This is a genomic window from Pantoea dispersa (assembly GCF_019890955.1).
Classification (GTDB): Bacteria; Pseudomonadota; Gammaproteobacteria; order Enterobacterales; family Enterobacteriaceae; genus Pantoea; species Pantoea dispersa.
The window spans coordinates 3,724,213-3,742,518 of the sequence record NZ_CP082346.1 but is presented as its reverse complement, the minus strand read 5'-3'; the positions used below and the strand labels follow the sequence as shown (position 1 = coordinate 3,742,518).

Here is an 18,306-nt window from a genome sequence, read left to right as displayed (position 1 = left end):
ATCATGACTTTTACCCCTCTCATCACCGGCGGTCTTGAGACCGCCCTGAACCGTGTGTTGTACCGCGATCGCAGCCTGAAAACCGCACGCCAGCGTCTGGCCGGCAAAGTCCTGCTGCTGCGCCTGCAGGAGCTGGATTTTCCGCTGGTGCTGGTGTTCAGTGAAAACCAGCTGGATGTGCTGAGTGACTGGCAGGACCGCAGCGACTGTAACGTCAGCCTGCGTTTCAGCACGCTGCCTAAGCTGCGCGATCGTCAGCAGCTGACCAGCCTGATTCGCAGCGGTGAGCTGGACGTGGAAGGCGATCTGCAGGTGGTACAGCAATTCTCCGCGCTGATGGATCTGGCTGAACTCGACCCGGCCGAATATCTCGCGCCGTGGGTGGGCGACATTGCGGCACAGGGCATCAGCCAGGCCGCTCAGCGTGCGCTGGCCCAGCTCAGACAGCAGGTCACCCGCCGTCAGGATTATCTGGGGCAGGTGCTGACCGAAGAGTGGCGCGTGGCTCCGGGGGCGCTGGAGCAGGCGTGGTTTTGTGAGGAGGTAGAAGCGATGGAACGTGCGCTTAATGCGTTTGAGGCGCGTTTGGCACAGCTGGAGGCGAAATGACGCTGGGAGAAATTCGGCGCTTATACTTCATTATCAAAGTTTTTCTGACCTACGGGCTGGATGAACTGATTCCGCATATGCGCATTACGCTGCCGCTGCGGCTGTGGCGGCGCTGTGTTTTCTGGATCCCCAACCGGCACAAAGAAGCCGAGATGGGCATCCGTCTGCGTCTGGCCATGGAGCAGCTCGGTCCGGTTTGGATCAAGTTCGGTCAGATGCTCTCGACGCGCCGCGACCTGTTCCCGCCGAAAATTGCCGATGAGCTGGCGATTCTGCAGGACCGTGTGGCGCCGTTCGACGGCGTGAAAGCCAAAGCGCAGATTGAGCGTTCGATTGGCGGCCCGGTGGAAACCTGGTTCGACGACTTCGATATCAAACCGCTGGCATCCGCTTCGATTGCCCAGGTGCATACCGCGACGCTGAAATCCAACGGCCGCGAAGTGGTGATCAAAGTGATTCGCCCGGATATCCTGCCGGTGATCAAAGCTGACATGAAGCTGATTTACCGCCTGGCGCGCTGGGTGCCACGTCTGCTGCCGGACGGTCGCCGTCTGCGTCCGATGGAAGTGGTGCGCGACTACGAAAAAACGCTGATTGATGAACTCAATCTGCTGCGTGAAGCCGCCAATGCGATTCAGCTGCGCCGCAACTTTGACCAGAGCCGCATGCTGTACGTGCCGGAAGTGTTCTCCGACTACTGCAGCGAAACCATGCTGGTAATGGAGCGCATTTATGGCATTCCTATCTCCGACGTTGCCACGCTGGAGCAGCACGGCGTCAACATGAAGCTGCTGGCCGAACGCGGCGTGCAGGTGTTCTTCACTCAGGTATTCCGCGACAGCTTCTTCCACGCCGATATGCATCCCGGCAACATCTTCGTGAGCTACGAGCATCCGGAAGATCCGCAGTACATCGGCATTGACTGCGGCATCGTTGGCTCGCTGAACAAAGAAGATAAGCGCTACCTGGCGGAAAACTTCATCGCCTTCTTCAACCGCGACTACCGCAAAGTGGCCGAGCTGCACGTCGACTCGGGCTGGGTACCGCCGGATACCAACGTGGAAGATTTTGAGTTCGCGATCCGTACCGTATGCGAGCCGATTTTCGAAAAGCCGCTGGCGGAAATCTCCTTTGGTCACGTGCTGCTCAATCTGTTCAACACCGCGCGCCGTTTCAATATGGAAGTGCAGCCGCAGCTGGTGCTGCTGCAGAAAACCCTGTTGTACATCGAGGGCATCGGCCGTCAGCTCTATCCGCAGCTCGATCTGTGGAAAACCGCCAAGCCGTTCCTGGAGGACTGGATTAAGGATCAGATCGGCATTCCGGCCATCCTGCGGGCGGTGAAAGAGAAGGCGCCGTTCTGGGCGGAGAAACTGCCGGAGCTGCCGGAGCTTTTTTACGACAGTATGCGCCAGCACAAGTTATTGCAGCTCAGTGTCGATAAACTCGTCACCGATTTGAACGCGCAGCGCACCCGTCATCATCAGGCACGTTATCTGTTTGGCGTCGGGGCTACACTGTTATTAAGTGGCACCGCAGTGCTGCTGAGCCGGCCTGACTGGGACTTCTTCCCGGCGCTGTTAATGGCCGCCGGCATCGTCACCTGGCTCATCGGCTGGCGCAAGACAAACTGATTGTCTGCCTGGTGCAAATCGCGTAATGTCGCAGGCTTAAGTCCGGGTAAAAACGGACTTTCTGTGCGTTACAGTTAACCGTTTTTCACAGAATATTAGAGGCATATCTCATGGGCGGTATCAGTATTTGGCAATTGTTAATCATTGCCGTCATTGTTGTACTTCTGTTCGGTACCAATAAGCTTCGTAACCTGGGTTCGGATTTAGGCTCTTCCATTCGCGGCTTCAAAAAAGCCATGAGCGATGAAGACGAGAAAAAGGATCAACCGAAAGAGCAGGACGCTGACTTCAACGCCAAACTGGCAGACAAACAGCACACCCCGGCGAGCAAAGACGACGCCCGGGACAAGTAAGGTAAAACTGTGTTCGATATTGGTTTTAGTGAACTGGTATTGGTGTTCGTGATCGGGCTGATTGTACTGGGCCCGCAGCGCTTACCGGTTGCGGTGAAAACCGTTGTTGGCTGGATCCGGGCCATTCGCTCGCTGGCTGCTAATGTGCAGAACGAACTGGCCCAGGAGCTGAAACTGCAGGAGCTGCAGGACAGCCTGAAAAAGGTCGAAGAGGCAGGACGCGGCACGCTGTCGCCGGAGCTGAAACAATCCATGGAAGAGCTGCGTAAAACCGCGGACTCCATGAAGCGCTCGGTGCAGCAGAGCATCGATATCGAAAAAGCGGAAGATGAAGCCAACACCATTCATCAGCCGCCCGCTGCTGCGCCACAGCCCGCTGCCGCACCGCAGCCCGCTGAGCCGCACAGCGTTGTGACGCCGGCCAGCGCGGCGCATCAGGCCAGCGCCCCGGCGCAGGCGCCGCAGCCTGCACCAGCCACCAGCCACACCGATTCCGTCGCGCCTGCGACCACTCCTCCCGTAAAAGATGAACGATAAACATGGCCGTTGAAGATACCCAACCGCTCATCAGCCACCTGATTGAGCTGCGCAAGCGTCTGCTGAACTGCATCATCGCGGTGTTTGTTATCTTCCTGTGTCTGGTTTACTTCGCCAACGACATTTATCACGCGGTGGCAGCGCCGCTGATTAGCCAGATGCCCGCCGGCGCCAGCATGATCGCCACTGACGTGGCCTCACCGTTCTTTACGCCGATCAAACTGACCATCATTGTGTCGGTGTTTCTTGCGGTGCCGGTGATTCTTTATCAGGTCTGGGCGTTTGTCGCCCCCGCGCTGTATCGCCATGAGCGCCGCCTGGTGATGCCGCTGCTGTTCTCCAGTACGCTGCTGTTTTATGTCGGCGTGGCCTTTGCCTACTTCATTGTATTCCCGCTGGCATTTGGCTTCTTCGCCAAAACCGCGCCGCAGGGCGTCACCATCGCCACGGACATCACTAACTACCTCGACTTTGTCATGACGCTGTTCATGGCGTTTGGCGTGGCGTTTGAGGTGCCGATTGCCATCGTGCTGCTGTGCTGGACCGGCATTACCAGCCCGGACGATCTGAAAAAGAAACGGCCGTATATTCTGGTCGGCGCGTTTGTGGTTGGGATGTTGCTCACACCGCCGGACGTTTTCTCGCAAACTTTGCTCGCTATTCCGATGTACTGCCTGTTTGAAGTCGGCGTATTCTTCTCCCGCTACTATGTGGGTAAAGGACGTCAGGCGGCAGACGATGAGGAACAGAACCCCGACGCCTGATGTCTTTTATGCAGGGCATCCCGCTGATGGGGTGATGATGAATCTTAACCGCCCGCCTGCCGGGCGGTTTTTCTATCCGTCGCTTTAAGACGGAATGGGGAGCAAACATGTTTGATATCGGTGTAAACCTGACCAGCACGCAATTCGCAAAAGATCGCGATCAGGTGGTAAAACGCGCGCGCGAAGCAGGCGTCACCGGCCTGTTAATCACCGGCACCAATGCCCTGGAGAGCCAGCAGGCGCGTCAGCTGGCGACCCGGCACGCGGGCTACTGCTGGTCGACCGCCGGCGTGCACCCGCATCATGCCAGCGAGTGGTCGGCGGAAACCGCCAGTACGCTGCGCCGCCTGGCTGACAGCGAGCAGGTGGTCGCGATTGGTGAATGCGGGCTCGACTTCAACCGGAACCTTTCCGCGCACGAGCAGCAGGAGTACGCGTTTGATGCGCAGCTCCAGCTGGCGGCGGAACTGCAGCTGCCGGTGTTTTTACACTGTCGTGAGGCACATGAACGTTTTCTGGCGGTGCTGCAGCCGTGGCTGCCGAAACTTGTGGGCGCGGTGGTGCACTGTTTTACCGGCACGCGTGACGAGCTGGAAGCCTGCCTGGCGCTGGGGTTATCGGTGGGCATTACCGGCTGGGTGTGCGATGAACGGCGCGGAATGGCGCTGCGTGACATGCTGCCGCTGATTCCAACAGATCGTCTGCTGCTGGAGACCGACGCGCCCTATCTGCTGCCGCGCGATATGCGTCCGCGTCCGACCTCGCGCCGTAACGAACCCTGCTTTCTGCCGCATATCGTTCAGCAGGTGGCGCACTGGCGTGGTGAACAGCCAGACGCACTGGCGGCACGCGTCGACCACAACGCACGTCAGCTATTCAGGCTGGCTTAAACCTTACGGAACTGCTTGTTGTCCACGCTGCGCATCACCTGTTTATTCAGCAGGTTAAGCAGCAGGATTGAGCGGGTTTCACCATCGGGCTCGGCAAAGATAGCGCGCAGCCCTTCAAAGGTGCCGTCGGTGATCAGCACTTCATCACCGACCTGCGGCGTTTCCGGATCCAGCAGGATCTGCGGCGCATCGGTTTGCAGCGCTTCGATCACTTCATACGGCACCGTCGCGGGCATGGCACCAAAGCGCACAAAGTGGCTGACGCCGCGCGTGCTGCTGATGGTGGTGGTGTGAATCGCTTCCGGATCGAATTCGATAAACAGATAGTTGGGAAACAGCGGCTCACTCACGGTGGTGCGTTTGCCGCGCACAATCTTCTCCAGAGCGATCATCGGGCTGAGGCAATTCACCTCCTGCCGCTCAAGATGCTCCTTCGCGCGCAACAGCTGACCACGTTTGCAATAGAGTAAGTACCAGGATTCCATAACTGCTCCCAAATAATGGACGCTAAGAATAACAAACCTGTTGTCAGAGTTATAGCGCATCGGCGGCCGGAAACCCGGTCACACAAGAAAAATCTCTACGAATTTTCCGATTGGTGCGGCGAACTAACGCTTTTCAGCAAGAAAATTGACGTCTGGCGATCATCTGTATCAGACTGCCAACCCATTAGACGAAGAAAAAGGACGGGCTGATGGAACTGTTTTTACTGAGCAATGGCAAAGTGGCCGACGATGCGCCGCTGCTGAGCTATGCGCATCCGCAGCTGCACGCGATGATTGCCCAGCGCGGCATCACCTCGGCGGTGCTGGTGCCCTACGCCATTATTCGTGACGATCACGCCCAGCGTGCGCAGGCGTTGTCTCAGTCACTGGGCATTCCGGTGCGCACGGTACACGAGTTCGAGACACCGGTTGCGGCCATTGAGCAGGCGGAGCTGATTCTGGTGAGCGGCGGCAATACCTGGCTGCTGAACCAGATGCTGCACGAGCAGGGGCTGATCGTGGCGATTCAGCGCGCAGTGCGCGAGCGCGACGTCCCTTACGTTGGCTGGAGCGCGGGCTGCAACGTTGCGACGCCGTCGATTCGCACCACCAATGATATGCCGGTACGCAGCAGCGTGGTGCTGCCTGCGCTGGGGCTGTTCCCGGTGCAAATCAATCCTCACTATCTTGATGCGCACGTCAGCGGCCATATGGGCGAAACCCGTGATGAGCGTCTGGCCGAGTTCTGCGCGGTGAATCCGCAGGAGTCGGTGATTGCGCTGCGTGAAGCCAGCTTCCTGCACGTCAGTGAGAACCGTCTGCGCTACTACAGCGCGCGCGGTGAAGATTTCAAAGTGTTCCGTCACGGTGAAGCGATTGCCGCTTATCATGATGTGCTGGCCCTGCAGTCGCTGGTGCCGTTTTCCTGTCAGCCCGCCTGACGCAGAAACTTAAACACGCTGGCGTGAACAAACTTATAATGACGCTTCACTCTGGCCGGAAGACTAACGCCGCATGAAATATCAGGATTTACGAGACTTTCTCGCGCTGCTGGAACAGCGCGGCGAGTTAAAGCGCATCACTCAGGAGATCGATCCTGTCCTCGAGATGACCGAAATCGCCGACCGCACGCTGCGGGCCGGTGGCCCGGCGCTGCTGTTCGAAAACCCGAAGGGCTACAGCATGCCGGTGCTGTGCAACCTGTTTGGCACGCCGAAGCGCGTGGCCATGGGTATGGGCCAGGAAGAGGTCAGCGCGCTGCGCGAAGTGGGTAAGCTGCTGGCGTTTCTGAAAGAGCCGGAGCCGCCGAAGGGGTTCCGCGATCTGTTCGATAAGATGCCGCAGTTCAAACAGGTGCTGAACATGCCGACCAAACGGCTGCGTAATGCGCCGTGTCAGGAAGAGATTTTCAGTGGTGACGAGGTCGATCTGGCGCGCATCCCGGTCATGAAATGCTGGCCGGGCGATGCGGCGCCGCTGATTACCTGGGGATTAACCGTCTCGCGCGGACCGCATAAAGAGCGGCAGAATCTCGGCATTTATCGTCAGCAGGTGATTGGTAAAAATCGGGTGATCATGCGCTGGCTGTCGCATCGCGGTGGCGCGCTGGATTTCCAGGAGTGGTGCAAAGCGCATCCCGGTGAACGCTTCCCGGTGGCGGTGGCGCTGGGCGCCGATCCGGCCACCATTCTTGGTGCGGTGACGCCGGTGCCGGATACGCTATCGGAATATGCGTTTGCCGGTCTGCTGCGCGGCAACAAAACCGAGGTGGTGAAGTGCGTCTCGAACGATCTGGAAGTGCCGGCCAGCGCCGAAATCGTGCTGGAAGGCTACATCGAACCGGGCGACATGGCGCCGGAAGGGCCGTACGGCGATCACACCGGCTACTACAATGAAGTAGACAGCTTCCCGGTGTTTACCGTGACGCACGTGACCCAGCGGCGCAACCCGATTTACCACTCCACCTACACCGGCCGTCCGCCGGATGAGCCCGCGGTACTGGGCGTGGCGCTGAACGAAGTGCTGGTGCCGATTCTGATCAAACAGTTCCCGGAGATTGTGGATTTCTATCTGCCGCCGGAAGGCTGCTCTTATCGCCTCGCGGTAGTGACGATTAAAAAACAGTATGCCGGTCACGCCAAGCGCGTGATGTTCGGCGTGTGGTCGTTCCTGCGCCAGTTTATGTACACCAAGTTTGTGATTGTGTGTGACGATGACGTCAACGCGCGTGACTGGAACGACGTGATTTGGGCCATCACCACGCGGATGGATCCGGCGCGCGATACGGTACTGGTAGAAAACACGCCAATTGACTATCTCGACTTCGCTTCGCCGGTTTCCGGACTTGGCTCGAAGATGGGACTGGATGCCACCAACAAGTGGCCGGGTGAAACCCAGCGTGAATGGGGGACGCCGATTGTGAAAGATCCTGCGGTTACGGCGCGTATTGATGCAATCTGGGATGAGTTAGCGATCTTTGCCGAGCCGCCGCAGCGCTGATGGCGGCTGAGAACCATAAAAAAGGGCACCTATGACGACGTTAAGCTGCAAAGTGACTTCGGTTGAAGCAATTACGGACACGGTTTACCGCGTGCGGTTAATTCCGGCGGCGGATTTTAGCTTCCGCGCCGGCCAGTATCTGATGGTGGTGATGGATGAGCGCGACAAGCGCCCGTTTTCGCTGGCATCGACGCCAATGGAAAAGGACATCATTGAGCTGCACATTGGTGCCTCAGAGCTGAACCTGTACGCCATGGCGGTGATGGATCGCATCAAAAATGATCGGCAGATCACCGTAGATATGCCGCACGGCGACGCCTGGCTGCGTGAAGACAGCGCGCGGCCGATTGTGCTGATTGCCGGCGGCACCGGCTTCTCCTATGCGCGTTCGATTCTGCTGACCGCGCTGGCGCAGCAGCCGGATCGCGATATCGCTATCTACTGGGGCGGCCGCGAGCTGAGACATCTGTACGATCTGGATGAGCTCAATGCGCTGGCGGTGAAGCATCCGAACCTGAAAGTGATTCCGGTGGTGGAGCAGCCAGCGGAGGACTGGCAGGGGCGCAGCGGCACGGTGCTGACCGCGGTGATGCAGGATTATGCCAGCCTGAGCGGACACGATATCTATATTGCTGGCCGGTTTGAGATGGCAAAAATTGCCCGCGAGCGCTTCTGTGCCGAACGTGGTGCGTTAGAAGCGCAGATGTATGGCGATGCGTTTGCCTTTATCTGATGTGTGACACGGTGCGCATCGACGTGCCGCTGCAAAAAAAAGCCCGCCCGGTTGGGCGGGAACACGTGCAAGTGTAGTGGTCAACGTATTAAACCCGTTCGAATACCGTCGCGATGCCCTGGCCTAAGCCAATGCACATGGTTGCCAGACCAAACTGTGCATCGCGACGCTCCATCAGATTCAGCAACGTGGTGCTGATACGAGCTCCGGAACATCCCAGCGGATGCCCGAGTGCGATTGCGCCGCCGTTAAGGTTCACTTTCTCATCCAGCTGCTCCAGCAGCCCTAAATCTTTCAGGCACGGCAGCGTCTGCGCGGCGAAGGCTTCGTTGAGTTCGAACAGATCGATATCCTGCACGCTCAGCCCGGCGCGCTTCAGCGCCAGCTTACTGGCCGGTACCGGGCCGTAACCCATGATCGACGGATCGCAGCCGACCACCGCCATGCTGCGGATGCGTGCGCGCGGCGACAGTCCCAGTTCGCGCGCCCGGCTTTCGCTCATGATCAGCATGGCGGCCGCGCCGTCGGACAGCGCCGACGAACTGCCGGCGGTAACCGTGCCGTTGACCGGATCGAACGCCGGACGCAGCGCGGCTAAGCCTTCAAGGCTGGTGTCCTCGCGAATCACTTCATCGCTGTCATAGCGTTTCAGCACGCCATCGGCATCGTGGCCGTAGGTCGGCACGATTTCGCGTTTGAAATCACCGCGCTGAGTGGCGGCCGCAGCGCGCTGGTGTGAACGCAGCGCGAAGGCGTCCTGCTGTTCACGGCTGATGTGGTGCATGCGCGCCAGCATCTCGGCGGTCAGCCCCATCATACCCGCCGCTTTCGCCACGGTGCGCCCCAGGCCAGGATGAAAATCCACGCCGTGGTTCATCGGTACGTGGCCCATATGTTCCACGCCGCCAATCAGACAGCTGTGGGCATCGCCGACCATAATCGCGCGCGCCGCATCGTGCAGCGCCTGCATGGACGAGCCGCACAGGCGATTGACGGTGCTGGCCGGCACGCGATGCGGGATCTCCGCCAGCAGCGCGGCGTTGCGGGCGATATTAAAGCCCTGTTCCAGCGTCTGCTGCACGCAGCCCCAGATAATGTCATCCAGCGCGGCGGCATCGACGGCCGGATTGCGGCTGAGGAGTTCGCGCATCAGATGGGCGGAGAGATCCTCGGCGCGCACCTGGCGAAAGGCGCCGCCTTTGGAACGGCCCATCGGCGTGCGCACGGCATCAACAATCACTACGTTTTCCATGTTCATTACCTCAGGCAGTTTGCAGCGCCGCTGCGTCAATCGGTTGAGCGACGGGATACCAGCTCTGATGCTGGTGGGCTTTCTGAACCAGCAGCTCAGGCAGCGCGTACAGCGGGCCGAGCGCGAGGTAGCGTTTAGCCTGATCGACGACATTGCTGATGCCCAGCGTGTCCATATAGCGGAACGCGCCACCGCGGAACGGCGGGAAGCCTAAGCCATACACCAGCGCCATATCCGCCTCGGCGGGGGAAGCGATGATGTTTTCTTCGAGGCAGCGCACCACTTCGTTCAGCATCGGCAGCATCATGCGGTTGGCGATCTCTTCATCGCTGAATACCCGCTTCGGTTCACATACCGGCTCCAGCAGCGCATCGACATCTGCATCGGCACGCTTCTGTGCTTTGCCTTTTTTATCCTGCTCCCAGCGGTAAAAGCCCTGGCCATTTTTCTGGCCGTAGCGTTTGGCTTCAAACAGCACATCAATGGCATCGCGGTAATCTTTCTGCATCCGCGACGGGAAGCCCTGCGCCATCACCTGTTGCGCATGATGCGCGGTATCAATGCCCACCACGTCCAGCAGCCACGCCGGCCCCATCGGCCAGCCAAACTGCTTCTCCATCACTTTATCGATCTGGCGGAAGTCCGCGCCGTCGCGCAGTAGCAGGCTGAAGGCGGCAAAGTAGGGGAACAGCACGCGGTTCACAAAGAAGCCGGGACAGTCATTCACCACAATCGGTGTTTTGCCCATCTTGCTGGCCCACGCCACCACTTTGCTGATGGTGGCTTCAGAGGTTTGCGTACCGCGAATCACTTCGACCAGCGGCATACGCGGCACCGGATTGAAGAAGTGCATGCCGCAGAAATTTTGTGGACGCTGCAGCGCCTGCGCCAGTTGGCTGATTGGAATGGTGGAGGTATTCGAGGCCAGCACGGCATCATCCCGCAGCTGCTGCTCGGTTTCAGCCAGCACTTTGGCTTTGATTTGCGGATTCTCGACCACCGCTTCGACCACCACATCGGCGCGATCAAAGCCGCTGTAATCCAGCGTCGGCTGAATGCTCGCCAGCACGCTCGCCAGCCTGGTACCGTCGATTTTGCCGCGCTCCAGCTGCTTATTAAGCAGCTTGCTGGCTTCATTCATGCCCAGCGTCAGCGCCTGCGGATTAATATCTTTCATCTTCACCGGCACGCCTTTCCAGGCCGACTGCCAGGCGATGCCGCCGCCCATGATCCCTGCGCCGAGTACCGCCGCCTGCTCTGGCGTGCCGGCCGCGCTGCTGTGTTTCTTCGCCAGGCCTTTTACGTACTGGTCATTGAGGAAGATGCCGACCAGCGCGCGTGCCACATCACTCTGCGCCAGCGGCACAAAGGCCGCGGTTTCCAGCTTCAGCGCATCATCACGGCCTAAGCCCGCTGCCGCTTCGATGGTTCGCACTGCGGCGATCGGGGCCGGATAGTGTTTACCGGCGGTTTGCTGCACCATGCTTTTGGCGAGGGTAAAACTCATCGCGGCTTCAATCGGACTGAGCTTAAGCGGTGCCAGCTTCGGCGCACGACGCGCCTGCCAGCTGCCCTGGGCTATGGCATCCTGCAGCATGGTCAGCGCCGCGCTGCGCAGCTTCTCGCTGCTGACCACCGCATCCACCAGACCGAGCTTCAGCGCGCTCGCGCCATCAATATCTTTACCGGCGGCGATGATCTCCAGCGCGCTGTCGGCACCGAGCAGGCGCGGCAGACGCACGCTGCCGCCGAAGCCCGGCATAATGCCGAGTTTGGTTTCCGGCAGGCCAATGCGCGCGGTGGGCGTGGCCACGCGGAAGTCGGTCGCCAGCACACACTCGCAGCCCCCGCCCAGCGCGTAGCCGTCGATGGCGGCGATGGTTGGCACCGGCAAATCTTCCAGACGATTAAAGATGCTGTTAGCGAATGTCAGCCACTGGCTAAGCTGCTCAGCGGGCGCATCAAACAGCGACAGGAATTCTGTGATATCCGCCCCGACAATAAACGCCGGTTTGGCGGAAGAGAGCAGCAGGCCGCGCAGCGTGCTTTGCTGCTCCAGTACGCTCAGCGCCTCGCCTAAGGCGGCGACGGTTTTGGTATCAAGTTTGTTCACCGAACCGGGCGCATCAAAAACCAGCTCGGCGATGCCATCGTCAAGCCAGTGCACTGAAAGGGTATCGCCTTGGTAGAGCATGTCCGTCTCCTGAAACGCGAAAGGTGATCTGGTCATACCAGATGATCAGGAGTGTGGGTGTCATGTTAATTTTTTGCAAACGAGAGTTTGCTTATTTGATACGGCGATCACAGCGCGCGCAGCACGGCATCCCCCGCGCGGCTGTGCTACACTGCCGCCACTTTCGCGACATCGGAGACAAGTCCATGGATTCACTGAAAACCCTGTATCACGCGCATATCTCAACGCTGCAGCAGCGTGCGCAACAGGTGCTGGCGCGCTTTAAGCTGGACGCCATGCTGATTCATTCAGGCGAGTTGCTGACCGTATTTCTTGACGATCATGACTATCCGTTTAAGGTGAATCCCCAGTTTAAAGCCTGGGTACCAGTGACGCAGGTGCCCAACTGCTGGCTGTGGATCGATGGCGTGAATAAACCCAAACTGTGGTTCTACTCGCCGGTCGATTACTGGCACAACGTCGAGCCATTGCCGGACAGCTTCTGGACCCAGGATGTTGAGGTCATCGGCCTGAAAAACGCTGACGATATCGCTCAGCTGTTGCCGGCACAGCGCGACAATGTAGCTTATATCGGGCCAGTACCGTCCCGCGCCACCCAGCTGGGCATCCACAGCGAGGGGATCAATCCTCAGGGCGTTATCGACTTCCTGCATTATCATCGCAGCATCAAAACCGATTACGAGCTGGCCTGTATGCGCGAAGCGCAGAAGCTGGCGGTGGCAGGCCATCGCGCAGCGAAAGAGGCGTTCTTCTCCGGCATGAGCGAGTTTGATATCAATCTTGCCTATCTGACCGCCACCGGCCACCGTGACATTGATGTACCGTATGGCAATATCATCGCGCTGAATGAACATGCTGCGGTGTTGCACTACACCCGGCTTGACCATCAGCCGCCGGCGAAACGTCACAGCTTCCTGATTGATGCCGGCGCAGAGTATCTTGGCTATGCGGCAGACCTGACGCGCAGCTACGCGGCGCAGAGCAAAACGCGCTACGCGGAAATGGTTGCTGCGATGAATAAAGAGGAGCTGGCGCTGATCGCTACGCTGAAAGCCGGCGTGCGCTATACCGATTACCATCTTCAAATGCATCAGCGTATCGCGCGTCTGCTGCTGAAGTTTGAACTGGTGCAGGGGCTGAGCGAAGAGACGCTGGTGGCGGAAAACCTCACCGGGCCGTTTATGCCGCACGGCCTCGGCCATCCGCTGGGCCTGCAGGTGCACGACGTTGCCGGGTTTATGCAGGACGACAGCGGCACGCATCTGGCGGCGCCATCGCAATATCCTTATCTGCGCTGTACACGGGTGCTGCAGCCGGGCATGGTGCTGACCATTGAACCGGGCTTCTATATTATCGATTCACTGCTGGCGCCGCTGCGCGGCGGTAAGTTCAGTCAGCACTTTGACTGGCAGGCGATTGATGCCCTGAAGCCGTACGGGGGCATTCGTATCGAGGATAATGTGGTGATTCACGCCAGCCGCATCGAAAACATGACGCGTGACTTGCATCTGGCCTGATGGACGCTTACGACATTCCCGCTGAGGCCGTCAGTCTCAGCGAGGAGACCATCAAAAAGAGCCGCTTTATTACCCTGCTGGCGCATACCGATGGGGTGGCCGCTGCGCGCGCCTTTGTGCAGCAGGTAAAGCACGAACACCCGACCGCGCGGCATCACTGCTGGGCCTGGGTGGCGGGCGCGCCCGATGATTCACAACAGCTGGGGTTTTCTGACGATGGCGAACCCTCCGGCACGGCCGGTAAGCCGATGCTGGCGCAGCTGATGGGCAGCGGCGTGGGCGAGATCACCGCCGTGGTGGTGCGCTATTATGGCGGTATCATGCTGGGCACCGGCGGGCTGGTAAAAGCCTACGGTGGCGGCGTGCAGCAGGGGCTGAAGCTGCTGGCGCGCCAGCGCAAAGTGCCGATGCAACGTTTTACCCTGCAGTGTGACTATGCGCAGCTGAGCGATATAGAGCGCCTGCTGCAGCGTTTTGACGGCAGCATTGAACAGAGCCATTATCAGGATCGCATTACGCTGCGTCTGGCGTTGCCCCATCCGCAGATTGATGGCTTCAGGCAAAACCTTTCTGATTACAGCCGGGGCGCTTTGGCGCTGATCCCGCTGGACAACTAACCGCATCTGTTTAAAGGAAACGGCTGAATGCATTTTCGCGCCATTACCCGCATCGTGGGCCTGCTGGTGATTCTGTTCTCGGTAACCATGATCCTGCCAGGCTTAGTGGCCCTGATTTATCGCGACGGTGCCGGGCGCGCGTTCAGTCAGACGTTTATGATGGCGATCGTCATCGGTTCGCTGCTGTGGTGGCCCAACCGCAAACAAAAAAGTGAGCTGAAACCGCGTGAAGGCTTTCTGATTGTGGTGCTGTTCTGGACCGTGCTGGGCAGCGTGGGGGCAATGCCGTTTATCTTCGCCGAGCAGCCACATCTGTCGGTGACCGACGCCTTCTTCGAATCGTTCTCTGGCTTAACCACCACCGGTGCCACTACGTTAGTAGGGCTCGACTCGCTGCCCAAAGCGATTCTGTTCTATCGCCAGATGCTGCAGTGGCTTGGCGGCATGGGGATCATCGTGCTGGCGGTGGCCATTCTGCCGATTCTTGGCGTCGGTGGTATGCAGCTGTATCGCGCCGAAATGCCGGGGCCGCTGAAAGATAACAAAATGCGCCCGCGCATTGCCGAAACGGCTAAAACCCTGTGGCTGATTTATGTACTGCTAACGGTGGCCTGTGCGCTGGCGCTGTGGCTGGCGGGCATGCCGATGTTTGATGCCATCGGTCACAGCTTCTCGACCATCGCCATCGGCGGTTTTTCTACCCATGATGCCAGCATCGGCTACTTCAATAGCCCGACCATTAATACCATCGTGGCGATTTTCCTGCTGATCTCCGGCTGTAACTACGGCCTGCACTTCTCGTTGCTCAGCGGGCGAAACCTGAAAGTCTACTGGCGCGATCCGGAATTCCGCATGTTCATTGGCGTGCAGCTGACGCTGGTGCTGATTTGTACCCTGGTGCTGTGGTTTCATAATGTCTATTCCAGCGGCTGGCAAACCCTCAATCAGGCGTTTTTCCAGGTGGTATCGATGGCGACGACGGCGGGCTTTACCACCGACAGTATTGCGCGCTGGCCGCTGTTCCTGCCGGTGCTGCTGCTGTGTTCAGCCTTTATCGGCGGTATGGCGGGTTCGACCGGCGGTGGCCTGAAGGTGATTCGTATTCTGCTGCTGTGCAAGCAGGGGTCGCGCGAACTGAAACGCCTGGTGCATCCCAATGCGGTCTATACCATTAAACTGGGGAACCGTGCGCTGCCGGAACGTATTCTCGAAGCGGTGTGGGGCTTTTTCTCGGCTTACGCGCTGGTGTTTCTGGTCAGCATGCTGGCGATTATCGCCACCGGCGTGGATGACTTCTCGGCCTTCGCCGCAGTGGCGGCGACGCTGAATAACCTTGGCCCGGGTCTGGGTGTGGTGGCAGATAACTTCACGTCGATGAATGATGTCGCCAAGTGGATTTTAATCTCCACCATGCTGTTTGGACGCCTTGAAGTGTTCACGCTGCTGGTGCTGTTCACGCCCACCTTCTGGCGCGAATAATAAAACAGGAATGAGTGATGAAAGCGTTGATTCTTTATTCCAGCCGTGACGGGCAAACCCGTGAAATCGCGGCGCGTATTGCCCGCACGCTGACACCGCAGCAGTTGTGCGATGTGCTGGATCTGGCACAGGCGCCGCAGGTGGAGTGGGCACAGTATGATCGCGTGCTGATTGGTGCTTCGATCCGCTATGGCCATTTCCAGCCTGAGCTGATGAAATTCGTCACGCAACATAAAGCGGCACTGCAGCAGCGCGTCAGCGGCTTTTTCAGCGTCAATCTTACTGCGCGCAAAGCCGATAAGTGCACGCCGGAAACCAATGCCTATACGCGTAAGTTCCTGGCGCAGTCACCGTGGCAACCGGATCGCTGTGCGGTGTTTGCCGGTGCGCTACGCTATCCACGCTATCGCTGGTTCGATCGCATCATGATTCAGTTCATTATGCGTATGACCGGCGGCGAAACGGATACATCGAAGGAAGTTGAATACACCGACTGGGAGAAAGTCACGCGTTTTGCCCAGGATTTCGCACAGTTACCAGGCAAATTGCCGCAAAATAACGCGTAGTGGTGAAATTTAGGCCGAACGATTATTTTTTTGCAATAAACCCTTGTCAGCCAGAATTAACGCCCTATAATGCGCCACCACTGAGACGGCAAAGCGGCAACGCAGACGGCTCAGCAGGGCGTGGAGTGATTCACCCCGCCGGAGAAAAACGCTGAAAAAAGTGTTTGACTCTGAAGGAGGAAAGCGTAATATACGCCACCTCGCGACAGCAGGCCGAACGCCGCGTCGCACCGCTCTTTAACAATTTATCAGACAATCTGTGTGGGCACTCGCAGGATTGATATCAGCGTCTCCGGACGTAAAAAATATCAAGTCTTTGCTGAGTGAACACGTAATTCATTACGAAGTTTAATTCACAGAGCATCGCTGCACTGGTTGCAGCAAATCAAACTTTAAATTGAAGAGTTTGATCATGGCTCAGATTGAACGCTGGCGGCAGGCCTAACACATGCAAGTCGAACGGCAGCACAGAAGAGCTTGCTCTTTGGGTGGCGAGTGGCGGACGGGTGAGTAATGTCTGGGAAACTGCCCGATGGAGGGGGATAACTACTGGAAACGGTAGCTAATACCGCATAACGTCGCGAGACCAAAGTGGGGGACCTTCGGGCCTCACACCATCGGATGTGCCCAGATGGGATTAGCTAGTAGGTGGGGTAATGGCTCACCTAGGCGACGATCCCTAGCTGGTCTGAGAGGATGACCAGCCACACTGGAACTGAGACACGGTCCAGACTCCTACGGGAGGCAGCAGTGGGGAATATTGCACAATGGGCGCAAGCCTGATGCAGCCATGCCGCGTGTATGAAGAAGGCCTTCGGGTTGTAAAGTACTTTCAGCGGGGAGGAAGGCGGTGAGGTTAATAACCTTGCCGATTGACGTTACCCGCAGAAGAAGCACCGGCTAACTCCGTGCCAGCAGCCGCGGTAATACGGAGGGTGCAAGCGTTAATCGGAATTACTGGGCGTAAAGCGCACGCAGGCGGTCTGTTAAGTCAGATGTGAAATCCCCGGGCTTAACCTGGGAACTGCATTTGAAACTGGCAGGCTTGAGTCTCGTAGAGGGGGGTAGAATTCCAGGTGTAGCGGTGAAATGCGTAGAGATCTGGAGGAATACCGGTGGCGAAGGCGGCCCCCTGGACGAAGACTGACGCTCAGGTGCGAAAGCGTGGGGAGCAAACAGGATTAGATACCCTGGTAGTCCACGCCGTAAACGATGTCGACTTGGAGGTTGTGCCCTTGAGGCGTGGCTTCCGGAGCTAACGCGTTAAGTCGACCGCCTGGGGAGTACGGCCGCAAGGTTAAAACTCAAATGAATTGACGGGGGCCCGCACAAGCGGTGGAGCATGTGGTTTAATTCGATGCAACGCGAAGAACCTTACCTGGCCTTGACATCCAGAGAACTTAGCAGAGATGCTTTGGTGCCTTCGGGAACTCTGAGACAGGTGCTGCATGGCTGTCGTCAGCTCGTGTTGTGAAATGTTGGGTTAAGTCCCGCAACGAGCGCAACCCTTATCCTTTGTTGCCAGCGGCTCGGCCGGGAACTCAAAGGAGACTGCCGGTGATAAACCGGAGGAAGGTGGGGATGACGTCAAGTCATCATGGCCCTTACGGCCAGGGCTACACACGTGCTACAATGGCGCATACAAAGAGAAGCGACCTCGCGAGAGCAAGCGGACCTCATAAAGTGCGTCGTAGTCCGGATTGGAGTCTGCAACTCGACTCCATGAAGTCGGAATCGCTAGTAATCGTAGATCAGAATGCTACGGTGAATACGTTCCCGGGCCTTGTACACACCGCCCGTCACACCATGGGAGTGGGTTGCAAAAGAAGTAGGTAGCTTAACCTTCGGGAGGGCGCTTACCACTTTGTGATTCATGACTGGGGTGAAGTCGTAACAAGGTAACCGTAGGGGAACCTGCGGTTGGATCACCTCCTTACCTGAAGATACCTTCCCGCGAAGTGCTCACACAGATTGTCTGATAGAAAAGTAACGAGCAGGACGGCTGCGAAGTCGTGACACTTTGTGTCCCCTTCGTCTAGCGGTTAGGACTCCGCCCTTTCACGGCGGCAACAGGGGTTCGAATCCCCTAGGGGACGCCACTGCTTGGTGACAGGTGAAAGGTGTCTCCACAGAATATCTCAAAACTGACGGTAACGTCGTGTTTGAGATATTGCTCT

General features: G+C 58.2%; 16 protein-coding genes, 1 tRNA gene and 1 rRNA gene. 15 read left to right on the top strand and 3 right to left on the bottom strand.

Features of this window, described 5'->3' with window-relative positions:
• Window positions 1-3: 3 nt before the first annotated feature.
• The 6 genes from ubiJ (at window position 4) to tatD (ending at window position 4,787) form a co-directional block, all read left to right on the top strand.
• Entirely contained in the window at window positions 4-609 is a 606-nt protein-coding gene (ubiJ, locus tag K7H94_RS17470) for a ubiquinone biosynthesis protein UbiJ (RefSeq protein WP_021506948.1), read from the top strand.
• On the top strand, window positions 606-2,243 hold the full coding sequence (gene ubiB, locus K7H94_RS17465) for a ubiquinone biosynthesis regulatory protein kinase UbiB (RefSeq protein ID WP_222951402.1): 1,638 nt from the start codon (window positions 606-608) through the stop codon (window positions 2,241-2,243). The genes ubiJ and ubiB overlap by 4 nt, the downstream gene beginning before the upstream one ends.
• Before the next feature lie 110 nt (window positions 2,244-2,353).
• The gene (gene tatA / locus K7H94_RS17460; protein WP_010618194.1) at window positions 2,354-2,596 is read left to right on the top strand and encodes a Sec-independent protein translocase subunit TatA; all 243 of its coding nucleotides are present in this window, start codon (window positions 2,354-2,356) and stop codon (window positions 2,594-2,596) included.
• A 9-nt stretch (window positions 2,597-2,605) separates the two neighbouring features.
• On the top strand, window positions 2,606-3,133 hold the full coding sequence (tatB, locus tag K7H94_RS17455) for a Sec-independent protein translocase protein TatB (RefSeq protein WP_021506946.1): 528 nt from the start codon (window positions 2,606-2,608) through the stop codon (window positions 3,131-3,133).
• Window positions 3,134-3,135: 2 nt separating this feature from the next.
• Window positions 3,136-3,897 carry a Sec-independent protein translocase subunit TatC gene (gene tatC, locus K7H94_RS17450; protein ID WP_021506945.1) on the top strand — a complete coding sequence of 254 codons (762 nt, stop codon included), beginning with the start codon at window positions 3,136-3,138 and terminating at the stop codon, window positions 3,895-3,897.
• A gap of 107 nt (window positions 3,898-4,004) precedes the next feature.
• Window positions 4,005-4,787, top strand: coding sequence for a 3'-5' ssDNA/RNA exonuclease TatD (gene tatD / locus K7H94_RS17445; RefSeq protein ID WP_125310340.1), 783 nt, complete (start codon window positions 4,005-4,007; stop codon window positions 4,785-4,787).
• Here tatD and rfaH read toward each other — a convergent pair.
• Window positions 4,784-5,272 carry a transcription/translation regulatory transformer protein RfaH gene (gene rfaH / locus K7H94_RS17440; protein ID WP_031279607.1) on the bottom strand — a complete coding sequence of 163 codons (489 nt, stop codon included), beginning with the start codon at window positions 5,270-5,272 and terminating at the stop codon, window positions 4,784-4,786. The two genes, tatD and rfaH, sit on opposite strands and share 4 nt — an antisense overlap.
• Before the next feature lie 209 nt (window positions 5,273-5,481).
• Between rfaH and pepE the strand changes: the two genes are divergently transcribed.
• From pepE to fre, 3 genes are all read left to right on the top strand, one after another.
• Window positions 5,482-6,213, top strand: coding sequence for a dipeptidase PepE (pepE, locus tag K7H94_RS17435; RefSeq protein ID WP_058758126.1), 732 nt, complete (start codon window positions 5,482-5,484; stop codon window positions 6,211-6,213).
• A 73-nt stretch (window positions 6,214-6,286) separates the two neighbouring features.
• Window positions 6,287-7,771 (top strand): 4-hydroxy-3-polyprenylbenzoate decarboxylase, encoded by a 1,485-nt coding sequence (ubiD, locus tag K7H94_RS17430; protein ID WP_021506941.1) that lies wholly within the window; start codon window positions 6,287-6,289, stop codon window positions 7,769-7,771.
• A 31-nt stretch (window positions 7,772-7,802) separates the two neighbouring features.
• Window positions 7,803-8,504, top strand: coding sequence for an NAD(P)H-flavin reductase (fre, locus tag K7H94_RS17425; protein WP_021506940.1), 702 nt, complete (start codon window positions 7,803-7,805; stop codon window positions 8,502-8,504).
• Window positions 8,505-8,592: 88 nt separating this feature from the next.
• Here fre and fadA read toward each other — a convergent pair whose 3' ends face one another.
• Complete coding sequence (gene fadA, locus K7H94_RS17420; protein ID WP_031279606.1) at window positions 8,593-9,756, bottom strand: acetyl-CoA C-acyltransferase FadA; 1,164 nt, start codon at window positions 9,754-9,756, stop codon at window positions 8,593-8,595.
• Between the two features lie 10 nt (window positions 9,757-9,766).
• Window positions 9,767-11,950: a fatty acid oxidation complex subunit alpha FadB gene (gene fadB / locus K7H94_RS17415; protein WP_222951401.1), complete on the bottom strand. Its 2,184-nt coding sequence runs from the start codon at window positions 11,948-11,950 to the stop codon at window positions 9,767-9,769.
• A gap of 185 nt (window positions 11,951-12,135) precedes the next feature.
• Between fadB and pepQ the strand changes: the two genes are divergently transcribed.
• The 6 genes from pepQ (at window position 12,136) to K7H94_RS17385 (ending at window position 18,228) form a co-directional block, all read left to right on the top strand.
• Window positions 12,136-13,467, top strand: coding sequence for a Xaa-Pro dipeptidase (gene pepQ / locus K7H94_RS17410; protein WP_141497096.1), 1,332 nt, complete (start codon window positions 12,136-12,138; stop codon window positions 13,465-13,467).
• Window positions 13,467-14,084: an IMPACT family protein gene (locus K7H94_RS17405; RefSeq protein WP_021506936.1), complete on the top strand. Its 618-nt coding sequence runs from the start codon at window positions 13,467-13,469 to the stop codon at window positions 14,082-14,084. The genes pepQ and K7H94_RS17405 overlap by 1 nt, the downstream gene beginning before the upstream one ends.
• Window positions 14,085-14,111: 27 nt before the next feature.
• Complete coding sequence (gene trkH / locus K7H94_RS17400; protein WP_021506935.1) at window positions 14,112-15,563, top strand: Trk system potassium transporter TrkH; 1,452 nt, start codon at window positions 14,112-14,114, stop codon at window positions 15,561-15,563.
• 17 nt (window positions 15,564-15,580) lie between these two features.
• Window positions 15,581-16,129, top strand: a complete 549-nt coding sequence (gene hemG, locus K7H94_RS17395; RefSeq protein ID WP_058781596.1) for a menaquinone-dependent protoporphyrinogen IX dehydrogenase — start codon at window positions 15,581-15,583, stop codon at window positions 16,127-16,129.
• Between the two features lie 394 nt (window positions 16,130-16,523).
• Window positions 16,524-18,065: ribosomal RNA gene (locus K7H94_RS17390) — 16S ribosomal RNA — on the top strand.
• A gap of 88 nt (window positions 18,066-18,153) precedes the next feature.
• A tRNA-Glu gene (locus K7H94_RS17385) sits at window positions 18,154-18,228 on the top strand.
• The last annotated feature ends 78 nt before the right edge of the window (window positions 18,229-18,306 follow it).